We start from the raw sequence: 13,974 nt of genomic DNA, 5'->3' as shown, positions 1-13,974 counted from the left end.
GCCCGGTCAGCTGCCGACGTATGCCGCGAGGTGCTTTCCGGTGAGGGTGGAGCCGTCGGCGACGAGCTCCTCGGGAGTGCCCTCGAAGACGATCCGACCGCCGTCGTGACCCGCACCAGGGCCGAGGTCGATGATCCAGTCTGCGTGTGCCATCACCGCTTGGTGGTGCTCGATCACGATGACTGACTTGCCGGAATCGACCAGTCGATCGAGCAGGCCGAGCAACTGCTCGACGTCGGCCAGGTGCAGTCCGGTGGTCGGCTCGTCGAGGACGTACACGCCGCCCTTCTCACCCAGGTGGGTTGCCAGCTTGATGCGCTGACGCTCACCGCCCGACAGCGTCGTCAACGGCTGGCCGATCGTGAGGTATCCGAGCCCCACGTCGACCAGTCGGACGAGGATCTTGTGCGCAGCGAGGGTCTTGGCCTCACCGTCGCCGAAGAACTCCTCGGCCTCGGCCACCGACATCGTGAGAACCTCGTTGATGTCCTTGCCACCGAATTTGTATTCGAGTACCTCGGCTTGGAAGCGCTTGCCCTCGCACTCCTCGCAGAGAGTGGCAACGCCGGCCATCATCGCCAGGTCGCTGTAGATGACGCCGTTGCCGTTGCACGTCGGGCAGGCGCCCTCGGAGTTGGCACTGAAGAGCGCCGGCTTCACGCCGTTGGCCTTGGCGAATGCCTTGCGAATCGGGTCGAGCAGCCCCGTGTACGTCGCCGGGTTGCTCCGACGCGAGCCGCGGATCGCGCTCTGATCGACCGACACCACGTCTTCGCGTTTCGCGAGCGAGCCGTGGATCAGCGAACTCTTGCCCGACCCGGCGACACCGGTGACCACGACCAGGACGCCGAGCGGTACGTCGACGTCGACGTCCTGCAGGTTGTGTGAGTTCGCTCCACGAATCTCGATTGCTCCGGTGGACTCCCGCACGGTCTCTTTGATTGCGGCCCGGTCGTCGAAGTGACGGCCGGTTACGGTGTCGCTGGCACGCAAACCGTCGACGGTGCCCTCGAAGCAGACGTTTCCGCCGGCGCTACCCGCACCCGGACCGAGGTCGACGATGTGATCGGCGATCACGATCGTCTCCGGCTTGTGCTCGACCACGAGCACGGTGTTGCCCTTGTCCCGCAGGCGCAGCAGTAGGTCGTTCATCCTCGCGATGTCGTGCGGATGCAGGCCGGTGGTGGGCTCGTCGAAAACATACGTGATGTCGGTGAGCGAGGAACCCAGGTGACGAATCATCTTGGTGCGCTGAGCTTCACCGCCGGAGAGGGTTCCCGACGGCCGATCGAGACTGAGGTAGCCGAGTCCGATCTCCACGAACGAGTCGAGCGTTTCACCGAGCGTCGTGAGCAACGGCGCGACCGACGGTTCCTTCAGTCCGCTGACCCATTCCGCGAGATCGCTGATCTGCATCGAGCAGGCGTCGGCGATGTTGACGCCCTTGATCTTCGACGACCGCGCCCCCTCGCTCAGTCGCGTCCCGTCGCACTCGGGGCAGGTGGTGAACGTGATCGCCCGCTCGACGAAAGCCCGGATGTGGGGCTGCATCGCGTCGACGTCCTTGGCCAGGAACGACTTCTGAATCTGCGGAATCAGACCCGTGTACGTCAGGTTGATGCCTTCGACCTTGATCTTGGTCGGCTCTTTGTAGAGCAGATCGTTCAGTTCCTTCTTGGTGTACTTCTTGATCGGCTTGTCGGGATCGAAGAAACCGCAGCCGCGGTAGATCCGGCCGTACCAACCCTCCATGCTGTAGCCGGGGACCGTGATCGCACTCTCGTTGAGCGACTTGGTGTCGTCGTACAACGCGGTCAGATCGAAATCGTTGACCGCCCCTCGTCCCTCACACCGCGGACACATGCCGCCGGTGATCTTGAAGCTGCGACGCTCTTTCGTCTGACGTCCGCCGCGTTCCATCGTGACCGCGCCTGCTCCGGAGATCGAGGCCACGTTGAACGAAAACGCCTGAGGCGAACCGATGTGAGGCTTTCCGAGACGGCTGAACAGGATGCGGAGCATCGCGTTGGCGTCGGTGGCGGTTCCGACGGTCGAGCGCGGGTCGACTCCCATCCGCTGCTGATCGACGATGATCGCGGTGGTCAGGCCGTCGAGAACATCGACGTCCGGCCGCGCGAGCGTCGGCATGAATCCTTGAACGAAAGCGCTGTAGGTCTCGTTGATCATCCGCTGCGATTCCGCGGCGATCGTACTGAACACCAGCGAACTCTTCCCCGAACCGGAGACGCCGGTGAATACCGTCAGCCTCCGCTTCGGGATCTCGACACTGATGTCTTCGAGGTTGTTCACCCGCGCGCCTTGCACGCGGATCAAATCGTGGCTGTCTGCGGTGTGCAAGGCAGTCATCGTGTCTCCATCTGTCAGTCGATCGCCGACGGTCTCAGCGCAGTTGACGGGCTCAGCGCAGTTCTTGAATACGGATCAGGTTTCCCGCTGGGTCCCGGACGGCGCAATCGCGAACGCCGTACGGCTGCTCGGTCGGTTCCTGGACGACGTCGATGTCGCCGGCCTGAAGCCGCTCGAACGTGTCGTCCAGATCTTTGGTGGCCAGGAGAAGTCCGCCGTAGGTGCCCTTGGCCATCATCTCGATGATGGTGCGGCGCTCCTCGTCGGTGATTCCGGGATCGACGGCCGGCGGATGCAGCACGATGGAGGTGCCGGGCTGGCCGGGCGGCCCCACCGTGATCCAACGCATCCCGTCGTAGCCGACGTCGTTGCGAACCTCGAAGCCGAGCGTGTCGCGATAGAAGTTCAGGGCGGCTTCAGGGTCGTCCTGCGGAAGGAAACTCGAGTGAATGGTGATGTCCATGGCGATCACGTTAATTGCGGCTGCGCGGTCTGCGCTTCTCGATTCCTGATCGGTCTGGTGACTTGTTTGGACACGCAGGACGGCATTCCTGCCGTCGACTGCTCGGCCTCGCGCCGATAGACACTGGGCGGAACCCCCACCAATTCGGTGAACTTGCTGCTGAAAGTGCCGAGAGAGCTGCAACCGACCTCGAAGCAGACGTCCGTGACACTGAGGTCTCCGCGCCGCAGTAACGCCATCGCTCGCTCGATTCGCCTGGTCATCAGGTAGGCGTACGGCGGTTCTCCGTATGCCTGACGGAATTGGCGACTGAGATGCCCCGCAGACATGTTCACTCCCCGCGCGAGCGCCTCCACGTCCAGAGGCCGCGCGTACTCCCGGTCGATACGGTCTCGCACACGTCGTAGTCGCGCGAGGTCCTGCAGGTGCGGATCTGCGGCAGGTCTGCTGGTCACGTATTCGATCGTGCCATGCCATACCGACGTTGCCCAGCACAAGAGATGAACTCGGCGTGGAGCGATCGCGCACACACCGAGCAGTTCGTCATGATCGTGTAAGGATGGAGAAATGACCACGGCTCATCGCTCAGGCATCGACCTCACCCACCTCGACGGCGACACACGGGCGCAGGACGATCTGTTCGTCCACGTCAACGGAAAATGGCTCGCCGAATACGAGATTCCGGCAGACCGCGCAGTCGACGGGGCCTTCCGGACGCTCTACGACAAGGCCGAAGAAGACGTACAGACCATCATCACCGAAGCCTCGGAGTCCAACTCGGCCGCCGGTACCGATGCACAGCGCATCGGCGACCTGTACTCGAGCTTCATGGACGCCGACGCCGTGGAGGCCGCAGGCCTCGGCCCCATCGACGACGAGCTCGACGCCGTCGCCGATGCGCCGGACCGGTCGTCGCTGGCCACCGTGATCGGACGCCACCAGCGCGTCGGCGTCGGCGGTGCCATCTCGCATTACGTCGACACCGATGCCAAGAACTCCGAGCGGTACCTGATCCACTTCAGCCAGTCGGGAATCAGCCTCCCCGACGAGTCGTACTACCGCGAGGACAACTACGCGGAGATCCGCGAGAAGTACGTCGCGCACATCGACAAGATGTTCACCCTCGCCGGCGTCGGCTACGACGCCCAGCGTGTGTTCGAGCTCGAGAAGAAGATCGCGGCCGGGCATTGGGACGTCGTCAAGCGTCGTGACGCAGATCTGAGTTACAACCTGGTGGGCTTCGAGGAACTGACCGAGCAGAACCCCGGTTTGGACTGGGCGGCATGGCTGTCCGGTCTCGGCGCCGATTCGGAGAAGTTCGCCGAGATCGTGGTCCGCCAGCCCGAATTCCTGCACACCTTCACCGCACTCTGGGCGTCGGAGTCACTGGACGACTGGAAGGCATGGGCGGCGTGGAAGGTGCTTCATGCCCGCTCCCCTTACCTGCATTCGGCCCTGGTCGACGAGACCTTCGCTTTCTACGGCACCACACTGTCCGGGACCGAAGAGAACCGTGAGCGCTGGAAGCGCGGGGTAAGCCTGGTCCAGGATCTGCTCGGCGAGGCCGTCGGCAAGCTCTACGTCGATCGACACTTCCCCGCAGAGGCGAAGACCCGCATGCTGGAACTGGTCGCAAACCTGCAGGAGGCGTACCGCCGCAACATCTCCGACCTCGAGTGGATGAGCCCGCAGACTCGTGAGGCTGCATTGGCCAAGCTCGAGAAGTTCACCCCGAAGATCGGTTACCCCGACAAGTGGCGCGACTACGCCGGACTCGAGATCTCGGCAACCGACCTGGTGGGCAACTACCGTCGCGGATACGCCGCCGAGTACGACCGTGACCTGGCCAAGCTGGGCGGCCCCGTCGACCGTGACGAGTGGTTCATGACGCCGCAGACCGTCAACGCCTACTACAACCCGGGCATGAACGAAATCGTCTTCCCCGCAGCCATTCTCCAGCCGCCGTTCTTCGACGCGGCAGCCGACGACGCTGCCAACTACGGCGGGATCGGCGCCGTCATCGGCCACGAGATCGGTCACGGGTTCGACGATCAGGGCGCCAAGTACGACGGCGACGGCAACATGGTCGACTGGTGGACCGACGAGGACCGCAGCGAATTCGGCAAGCGCACAAAGGCTCTCATCGAGCAGTACAACGAGTTCGAGCCCAAGGAACTTCCGGGCCACCACGTCAACGGCGAGTTCACGATCGGCGAGAACATCGGCGACCTCGGCGGGCTGTCGATCGCGATCGCGGCGTACAAGATCGCGACCGAAGGTACCGAACCTCCGGTCATCGACGGACTCACCGGCTTGCAGCGCGTGTTCTTCGGGTGGGCGCAGGTATGGCGCACGAAGGCCCGTGAGGCCGAAGCGCTTCGCCGTCTGGCCGTCGACCCGCACTCGCCGCCGGAGTTCCGGTGCAACGGCGTCGTCCGCAACCTCGACACGTTCCACGAGGAGTTCGACGTCAAGCCCGGTGACGCACTGTATTTGGAGCCGGAGAAGCGTGTGAAGATCTGGTAGCAGGGGCAAGCCCCTGTGCGCGCTTAGGGACCCCCTGGACTCCCTGAGCGCGCACGGGGCCGAAGGCCTACCGGGCGTACATGATCACCCCGACGCCGACCAGACAGATCAGCGCACCGGCGATGTCGAAACGATCCGGGCGGAATCCGTCCATCACAACCGCCCACAGCAGTGAACCTGCGACGAAGATCCCGCCGTACGCGGCGAGGATGCGCCCGAAGTTCGCATCGGGTTGCATGGTGGCGACCAGACCGTAGAGGCCGAGCGAGATGACGCCGAGCCCCACCCAGATCCATCCCTTGTGTTCGCGAATTCCCTGCCACACCAACCACGCGCCCCCGATTTCGAGCAGCGCGGCGAGTACGAACAGCAAGAGCGAACGTGCGACGGTCATGCCGCACACAGTATCGCTACAGACGTACTCCGGTCTCCGCGGAAAAGAAGTACACCTCGCCGGCCTTGGGCAGCAGATGAAGCGACTCCCCCGGTGCCACCGACATCTTCCGGTCGACGCGAATGACGATTCGACCGGATCGGCTCTGCCACTGCGAATCCGGGGCACCCTTTGCATAGACGAACGATTCGGCTCCCAACTCTTCGAGCAGATCGGCATCCACGGCCAGCGAGCCCTTTCGCCACGCGCCCACCAGATCCCACGACTCCGGGCGCACTCCCACGACGACCCGCTCCCGCTCGGACGCCCCGGTGGGCAGCGGAATCCGCAGATCACCGAGCACTGCGACGGTACCCTCGACCGGCGCTTCGATCAGGTTCATGCCGGGCGATCCGATGAAGGCGGCCACAAAGGTGTTGACGGGGTTGTCGTAGAGTTCGCGCGGCTTCGCCACCTGCTGCAAGCGACCGTCCAGCATCACCGCCACTCGGTCCCCCATCGTCATCGCCTCGACCTGATCGTGGGTGACGTAGACCGTCGTGGTGCCGAGTCGACGCTGTAGGGCGGCGATCTGCGACCGTGTGCTGACGCGTAGTTTGGCATCCAGATTGCTGAGCGGCTCATCCATGCAGAACACCTTGGGATGGCGAACGATGGCTCTACCCATGGCAACTCGCTGACGTTGTCCACCGGACAGCTTTGCCGGTTTACGCCCGAGCAGCGGTTCGAGCTCGAGCATCCGCGCGGCCTCGAGTACCCGCTCCCGGCGCTCCGTCTTTCCAACTCCGGCATTCTGGAGCGCGAAGCCCATGTTCTGCTCGACGGTCATGTTCGGGTACAGCGCGTAACTCTGAAACACCATGGCGACGTCACGTGCTCGCGGAGCGAGGTGCGTGACGTCCGTGCCGCCGATCTCGATCCGGCCGTCCGACGCGGACTCGAGACCGGCGAGCATTCGCAGGCTGGTGGACTTACCGCAACCGGAAGGTCCTACGAGTACCAGGAACTCACCATCGGCGATGTCGAGGTCGAGACGGTCGACTGCCGGTCGATCGGTTCCTTCGTAGCGGTGCGTGACTCCCGCGAATTGCACGTTGGCCATGAGTGTTCTCTCCTACTACTTCGGCAGCTTGGGGGTGATCTGCCGGTCGATGATCTGCTGCAACTGCGTGGCAACGCCGGCGAATGTCGATGCGACGTCGGCCTTCTGGAGAGCGATCTGCTCGAGTCCGGTGCCGATGATCTGATCCCCACCCGGGACGAACACGCGTGCGTAGTCCTGCGAGCGCGTACGCGAGAGCTGATCCACAGCGGTACGGGAGTTGGGGTTCGCGTCGAGGAACGCCTTCATGCTCGGCTCCGAGGTTGCCGACTTGCGGACCGGCATGTAGCCGACGTTCTGCGAGAAGTACGCCGTGTTCTCACCATTGGTGATGAAGTCGATGAACTTGAGCGCGTTCTTCTTACGCTGATCGGAGATCTTGGACGGGATGGCAAGCCCGGCACCGCCGGTGGGGCAACCGGGAGTTCCGTCCACTGCCGGGAGGAAAGCGGTGCCGAAGTCGAAGTTGGCAGTCTTCTTGATGCCGGACAGATCGCCCGTCGACGCGATGGTCGACGCCAGAATGCCGGTACCGAATTCGTTTGCGATGTCAGTGGAGACCGCGGCGTACTTCTTGTCGTGAATCATGCTGGAGAGGAACTGCCCTGCGGCAATGGTCTTCTCGTTGTCGAGCTGCAGATTCCACTGGTCGGAGTACGAGCCGCCGAACGTCCAGATTGGGCCTTCGTAGGTCCAGCCGAGGTAATCCTTCGCGTTGCCCCACCCGTGTGCCAACTTGCCGTTGCCCACGACCTTCTGCAGCTCGGGTCCCCACTCGTCGAACTCCTGCCATGTCGCCGGCCCACGGTCGGGAAGACCTGCCTGCGACCAGACCGCCTTGTTGTAGTAGAACAACGGCGTCGACCGCGCGTAGGGAAGCGCATAGTGCTTGCCCTGGAACAGGTAGTCGGCGAGCAGTGAATCGACGTAGTCGGCCGAGTCGACCCCCACCTCGGAGAAGAGTCCGTCGAGCGGCTCGATTGCCCCGGCCAGTGCATAGTTGAACCACCAGACATCCGACAGCACAACCACATCGGGCACATCTCCACCGGAGAGGGCAGCGTTGAACTTCTGTGCCACCTCTTCGTAGTTCTTGCCGCCGTCCACCAAGTTGACCTTCAGGTCCGGGTACTTGGTCTGGAAGCGGTTGATCAGTTCCTTCTCCACGTCGGTGGACTTACCCGGATGGTTCGACCAGAAGGTGATGGTGTTGGAATCACCCGACGCACCGGATGTTCCCGCAGCATCAGCGCTCGACCCGCCGGATCCCGCGCACGCGGTCAGTGCGGCGCCGGCGGCGATTGCACCGCCGAGGCTCAAGAATCCGCGCCTGTTCATGTTTGCCATTACTGCTCCTCGAGAAAGAAATGTGACGGGAAAGCTGTCAGCCCTTGACCGCACCGGAGGTGAGGCCCTTGATCATGTGTCTTTGCAGCAGAAGGAAAATCACCAGGATCGGTAGCATCGTCAGCACCGTTCCTGCCATGACCGGACCCCAGTTGGTAAGTCCGTCGTTGTTCTGCAGTTGGGTCAATCCGATCGGCAGCGGTGCTACCGAGGAATCGTCGGACATGAGGAACGGCCACAGGTACTCGTTCCATTCGTTGACCACCGTGATGATGCCGAACGCCACCATCGTGGGTCCGGAAACGGGGAGCACCACGCGCCAGAGCAACCGCCAGTGGCCGGCTCCGTCCATCCGCGCCGCCTCGACGATCTCCGAAGGGATCGAGAGGAAGTGGTTGCGCATGAGGAACGTACCGAAGGCTACACCCGCGAGCGGAACTATGATGCCCTGGAACGTGTTACGCCAGCCCCACTCTGCCACGAGCGCGTAGTTCGAGATCACGGTGATCTGGTTCGGAACCATCAATGCGGCGATGATTCCGAGAAAGACGAAGTTCTTCCCCGGGAAGCGCAGGAAAACAAGCCCATAGGCGCTGAGAGTCCCCAGAACGAACTTCGCCGCCGACAGAATCGTCGTGATCACTATCGAGTTCCGCAAGAACATCCAGAACGGGACCGATGTGGTTGCTTCCGAATAGTTTTCGGGATGCAGCGACGACGGCCACCACGTTGCCGGCTGCGTGTAGATCTCCGGGCGCTCCTTGAACGAGGTCATCACGATCCAGTAGAGCGGCAGGACGATGATGACCAACGCGATCACCATTGCCGCATAGCCGAGGATCTTCACGCCGACCTCACGCCGGTCCACGTTCTTGCGGTCCGGGCCGGGCCGAACGACGGAAGTCGGAGCAGCGCTTTTCTTGTCCTCTACCGCTGTCATTTCTCTTCTCCCCGATCCATGGCACGAACCTGGTAGACGGTGATGATCAGCAGGATCAGGAACATGATGGTGGCAACCGTCGCACCGTAGCCCGCCCGGAAGTTTCGGAATGTCTCGTTGTACACCTGGTAGACCATCGTTGTCGTCCCTGTACCCAGCGGGCCACCTCGGGTCATGACGTTGATGATGTCGAAGACCTGGAGTGAGTTGAGCATGACGGTGATGGAGAGGAAGAACGTCGTCGGGCGCAACTGAGGTAGGAGCACCCGGCGGAACTTGGTCCACGGCTTGGCGCCGTCGATTTCGGCAGCTTCGTTCAGCTCCTGCCGAACTCCTTGCAGTGCAGCGAGATAGATGACAAACGTGTACCCGAGGTTCTTCCACATGTATGTCACCGTCACCATGAACAGCGACCAGTGGGGATCCTGATAGAAGTCGGGCGATTGGAGTCCGACACGGTGCAGGAGATCCTGGATCAGGCCGAAGTTGGGGTCGAAGACGAACTGAAACGCGACACCGATCGCTGCACCGGAGATCACGAACGGCGCGAAGATGGCCGACCGGACCAGGTTTCGCCCGACGAGCTTGCGATCGAGCAGCATGGCCAACGCCAAACCGATGACCATCGAACCCACCACTGTGACCAATGTGAATACCACTGTGTTGGTGACGATCTGCCAGGTGTCGCTTCGTCCGAACCACTCGCGGTAATTGCTCAGCCCGATGAACGTCGCCTTCGGGTCCGCAATGTTCCAGTCGAAGAACGAAAGTCGGATGTTGTCCACCAGCGGGCGATAGGTGAACAAGATCAGCAACGCGAGATTGGGACCTACCAAGAGCGCGAACAGCGCGTAATCACGCCATGGTCTGCCCCACAGACCTGGCTTGCCTGAAGTGGGCAGCGTTCTTTCCGGACTCGATCTCACTGAGGCAGTCTGACCGCCCGCAACGAATGAATGGTGAACGTACAAGACACTCGAGCTGAACGCGACACGAAAAAGGCCCTGCGCGAATACTTCTCGCGCAGGGCCTTCCTCGTCGATGTCTAGCGGTTCCAGTCACCCAATCCGTCGGCGCCGCTGAGGACTCCACCTGCGGTGTTCTGCACGATCACCGGGTCGCCCTTGCCAGCGTTCTCGAAGAACCACTTGGCATCCTCGGTGCTGACATTGAGGCAGCCGTGGCTGACGTTGGTGAAACCCTGTTGCGCAACCGACCACGGAGCTGCATGGACGAAGATGCCACTGTAGGAAATTCGCGTCGCGTACTCGACGTAGGTGCGGTACCCCTCGGGAGAATCGATCGGAACGCCGTACGTGGACGAATCCATGTACATGTCGCGCAGCTGCTCGCCGACGATGTACGTGCCGTTCGGTGTTTCGTGGCCCGGCTTGCCGAACGACGTCGGCATGGTGCGCACGACCTCGCCGTTGCGGGTGACCGTGACCTGCTTGGTGTTGTCGTCCGCGACGGTGACGAGTGCGTCACCGATGTTGAACGTGGAGTGCGAATCACCGGCGTCGACGGTCACGGAGATGTTCGCCGGCCAGAACTGTGTCGGCTTCCAACGGACCTGGCTGTCGTTGATCCAGTAGAAGCTGCCCTCGACCGGCGGATCGGTGGTCACGCGAATAGCGCGTTCGGCCGTCGCACGGTCGCCGACGGCCTCGTTGAATCGAATGATGATCGGTTGCGCGATACCGACGGTCTCGCCCGCGGACGGATTGAGCGACGGAGCGGAGAAGTTGGGGACGCCGATGGGCGCCTGGATCGGCGTACCCGGGATGCCCGGAACCGGAATTGCCGGGTCGAGGTACGGAACGCCGGGGATCACGGGCAACGGGATGTCGGGTCCACTGGGAAAGAGCGGAACAGCCGCGGAGGGTCCGGCCAGAGCGAGGCCGGCGGCCACTGCTCCGACGATTGCCACGGCAACCCGTGACGTCCGACGACCCTGTTTGCTGCCCATGTCACTACCTTCGCTCGACTGACCACGTACTCACGTGGATCGTGCGCGGCCGGCATCGATACCCGCCTGGTACCGATGCCGATGCACCATTCGGACGCACCCGCTCGGAGCACACCTACACACCCGAGCACGCCGAAGAGAGCAAACCGCACATTTCCATAGTCATTAACACACAAAAGCGGCAATCGAGCAATTCGGATGTTCGCCCAAACGTTGCTATCCCTCGCTCCGGGCAGCCGCCAACATGGATTCGATGGAGATGAGTTTGGTTCGCGGCCGTCCGGTTGCGGCACCGGATGCGCGTTCTGCCTTGTCGATCCGCTGCCAACCTTGATAGTCCACCTGATCCGGCGACCGGTCTGCCAACAAAACCTGCAACTTGTCGGCATCCTCGGTCGGGGTGGCGAGGCGCCCACCAGCGAAGTCGTCGAAGATCATCGACACGGTCTCGGCGGAGCAGTACTTGTTGGTGCCGATCACGCCAGTCGGTCCGCGCTTGATCCAACCCGCGACGTAGACACCCGGGATCGGCGTGCCGGTCTCGGTGTCGATTACTCTGCCGTTCTCGTTGGGGATCACGCCGCGAGCGTCGTCGAAGGGCAAGTCGGCCATCGGTGTGCCGCGGTATCCGACCGACCGAAGCACCAGTGAAGTGTCGATCGTCTCCTCGGTTTCGGTAGGCCGGGCGGAGAGCTGACCGGTCGGCGTTGCCACCAATTCGTTTTTCACGATCCGCACCTGTGAGACTGCACCGTCGCCGAGGACCTCGACGGGAGAGGAGAGGAACCGGAGAACGATCCGCTTGCGAGAAGGATCTGCGGTACGCGAAGCAAATTCCTGCGCCTGCTTGACCTTGAGCAGGACGGACGGCTCGGCGGCATCGCTGTCCACGAACGCCTGACTGGCCTCGTCGAGTTCGGCTTCGATCGGGTCGACGACTACGTCCACGTTCGCCATCTGTCCGAGCGCCAACAGTTCGGGATTGGTGTACGCGGCCTGCGCCGGCCCACGACGCCCGAGAATGACCACCTCACGAATCTTGCTGTTCCGCAGCGCTTCCAATGCGTGCTCGGCGAGGTCCGTCTTCGCAAGCTGGTCAGGGTCGGTCACCAGGATGCGTGCGACGTCGAGTGCGACGTTGCCGTTTCCGACGATCACCGCTCGCTCGCCGGACAGATCGAAAGTCCGATCGGCATATCCCGGGTGGCCGTTGTACCAGGCGACGAACTCGGTGGCGGCGTGACTTCCCGGCAGATCCTCGCCCGGGATCTCGAGCTTGCGATCCCCGGCAGCGCCCACCGCGTAGATCACTGCGTGGTGATGGTCCAAGAGTTCCGAATGCGAGATGTGGGTGCCCACCTCGACGTTGAAGTGGCAGCGCACAGTCTTCTTCGCGACGACGGCGCGGAACTGATCGGTGACCCCCTTGGTTCCGGGATGATCCGGCGCCACGCCGGCGCGCACCAAACCGTAGGGAGTGGGAAGTCGATCGAACATGTCGACCTCGACGCGAGGCTTGCCGGTCAGTTCCATCGCCGCGTAGCAGGCGGCCGGGCCGGAGCCGACGATCGCCACTTTCAGCGTTCCCAGTTCGGGATCGATCTTGGCCATCGTGATCGGCTCGGGCCAATCCGGGCCCATCGGATGCTTCTCGAAGTACGACGCATTCATCTGCAGGTACGGCGCGTCGTCCTCGTCGAGTTCGTTGTCCGGGAAGATCGCCTCGACCGGGCATTCGTCCACACACGCACCACAATCGATGCAGGTGTCGGGATCGATGTAGAGCATTTCGGTGGTCGCGAACGGAGCTTCGTCCGGTGTCGGGTGAATGCAATTGACCGGACACACGTCAACACACGAGGCGTCGTTGCAGCACGGCTGCGTGATCACATACGCCATGACATTCCCCTATCCCTGAAACACGAAGCTCGAACTGGTTCCCAGACTATAACGTGTTCCAATTTGGCGCGAGAATCGTTTTCAGATCACCCCATTGCGCTTCATCAGCCACACCGCCTGCACGGTGGCGTGACCTCGCCATTCCAACGCCGCGACGGGCGAATAGCTGTCGAAATCCACCGCCCAACCGCCGTCGCCATGTTGTCGCGCAGCGAGCGCAGACAGTTCGGACTCGATCACTGATGCGTCGAACAACGCGCGGGTCGGGCCGCCGGGAAGCGGTGAGAAATCGAGGGGCCGCATGAATTCGCCCTCGGCTCCCCCGTCCACGTGAACCAAGCCGTCAGCCGGGATACGCGAACCAAGAGTGCTCACCAACGACGACGCTTCGGGACTGTTCCGGTGAACCGCGTCGAGAAACTGCAAGGCAAAGGCGAGCTCGAGGGCATGCAGAGAATCGGCCCCGTCGATCGCGTCGAGGCAATATCGAACGGCAGAGGCGAACCACGGATGTTCGGCGACGGCCTCGTCGAATTCGGCAACGCGAGCCGCTGCAGCACACACGATGCTGGTGATCTGCAACGACGGCGCCAACGGATCCGCATCCACCCAGAAGGGCGCACAACCGGCCGGGTCGGCGATCGGGAAGGCGAACGGCAAACCGCCGTCTGCCAGCGAATTGGTCTGCAACCAGTCGCACAGCTCGATGGCTCTGGGCGTCGGCGTTCCGATGTCGGCAAAGGCTTCGAAGGCGTGCAGCGCGCCGCCAGGTTGGCTCGATGCCGAGCGAAGATCCGGTTCGAGTCCCCAGCCGTACCCACCGTCCGGGTTGCGATAACTGTCCACAGCCGCCAATGCCGCGGTCCGGTCACCCTGTCCGAGAATCAAATTCAGTCGATGCCGATCGAGAGTTCTGGCATGTCCCGCCATGAACCCGACGGCCGCCCTGAGATCAACACTCATGAAC

12 protein-coding genes are annotated in these 13,974 nt (G+C 62.7%); 1 reads left to right on the top strand and 11 read right to left on the bottom strand.

Going from position 1 to position 13,974, the window contains the following annotated elements:
- Window positions 1-6: 6 nt before the first annotated feature.
- From P3G66_RS02250 to P3G66_RS02240, 3 genes are read right to left on the bottom strand one after another with little or no spacing between them, the layout of a single operon-like run.
- A complete protein-coding gene (locus tag P3G66_RS02250; protein WP_007731409.1) occupies window positions 7-2,367 on the bottom strand; it encodes an excinuclease ABC subunit UvrA in 2,361 nt (786 codons plus the stop codon).
- 52 nt (window positions 2,368-2,419) lie between these two features.
- Entirely contained in the window at window positions 2,420-2,830 is a 411-nt protein-coding gene (locus P3G66_RS02245) for a VOC family protein (protein ID WP_003940539.1), read from the bottom strand.
- 5 nt (window positions 2,831-2,835) lie between these two features.
- Entirely contained in the window at window positions 2,836-3,285 is a 450-nt protein-coding gene (locus P3G66_RS02240) for a helix-turn-helix transcriptional regulator (protein WP_030535180.1), read from the bottom strand.
- 112 nt (window positions 3,286-3,397) lie between these two features.
- On the opposite strand from P3G66_RS02240, the gene P3G66_RS02235 reads away from it, so the two are divergent.
- Window positions 3,398-5,356 carry a M13 family metallopeptidase gene (locus tag P3G66_RS02235; RefSeq protein WP_276116130.1) on the top strand — a complete coding sequence of 653 codons (1,959 nt, stop codon included), beginning with the start codon at window positions 3,398-3,400 and terminating at the stop codon, window positions 5,354-5,356.
- A 67-nt stretch (window positions 5,357-5,423) separates the two neighbouring features.
- Here the strand turns inward: P3G66_RS02235 and P3G66_RS02230 are convergent, their stop codons facing one another.
- From P3G66_RS02230 to P3G66_RS02195, 8 genes are all read right to left on the bottom strand, one after another.
- Window positions 5,424-5,750 (bottom strand): YnfA family protein, encoded by a 327-nt coding sequence (locus tag P3G66_RS02230; RefSeq protein WP_003940244.1) that lies wholly within the window; start codon window positions 5,748-5,750, stop codon window positions 5,424-5,426.
- A gap of 16 nt (window positions 5,751-5,766) precedes the next feature.
- Window positions 5,767-6,852, bottom strand: a complete 1,086-nt coding sequence (ugpC, locus tag P3G66_RS02225) for a sn-glycerol-3-phosphate ABC transporter ATP-binding protein UgpC (RefSeq protein ID WP_007731405.1) — start codon at window positions 6,850-6,852, stop codon at window positions 5,767-5,769.
- Window positions 6,853-6,867: 15 nt separating this feature from the next.
- On the bottom strand, window positions 6,868-8,199 hold the full coding sequence (locus tag P3G66_RS02220) for an ABC transporter substrate-binding protein (protein WP_003940485.1): 1,332 nt from the start codon (window positions 8,197-8,199) through the stop codon (window positions 6,868-6,870).
- A 37-nt stretch (window positions 8,200-8,236) separates the two neighbouring features.
- Window positions 8,237-9,139, bottom strand: a complete 903-nt coding sequence (locus P3G66_RS02215; protein WP_276116129.1) for a carbohydrate ABC transporter permease — start codon at window positions 9,137-9,139, stop codon at window positions 8,237-8,239.
- Window positions 9,136-10,110 carry a sugar ABC transporter permease gene (locus tag P3G66_RS02210; RefSeq protein WP_276116128.1) on the bottom strand — a complete coding sequence of 325 codons (975 nt, stop codon included), beginning with the start codon at window positions 10,108-10,110 and terminating at the stop codon, window positions 9,136-9,138. Before P3G66_RS02210 ends, P3G66_RS02215 begins: the two co-directional genes overlap by 4 nt.
- Window positions 10,111-10,184: 74 nt before the next feature.
- Window positions 10,185-11,108 (bottom strand): L,D-transpeptidase, encoded by a 924-nt coding sequence (locus P3G66_RS02205; RefSeq protein WP_276116127.1) that lies wholly within the window; start codon window positions 11,106-11,108, stop codon window positions 10,185-10,187.
- A gap of 216 nt (window positions 11,109-11,324) precedes the next feature.
- Window positions 11,325-13,007, bottom strand: coding sequence for an FAD-dependent oxidoreductase (locus tag P3G66_RS02200; RefSeq protein ID WP_276116126.1), 1,683 nt, complete (start codon window positions 13,005-13,007; stop codon window positions 11,325-11,327).
- 81 nt (window positions 13,008-13,088) lie between these two features.
- Window positions 13,089-13,970: a hypothetical protein gene (locus P3G66_RS02195; RefSeq protein ID WP_276116125.1), complete on the bottom strand. Its 882-nt coding sequence runs from the start codon at window positions 13,968-13,970 to the stop codon at window positions 13,089-13,091.
- Window positions 13,971-13,974 lie beyond the last annotated feature (4 nt).

The organism is Rhodococcus sp. C3V, from assembly GCF_029269915.1.
Classification (GTDB): domain Bacteria; phylum Actinomycetota; class Actinomycetes; order Mycobacteriales; family Mycobacteriaceae; genus Rhodococcus_F; species Rhodococcus_F qingshengii.
Note: the sequence above shows the minus strand (reverse complement) of the source record. Positions and strands in the feature narration are given on the sequence as shown.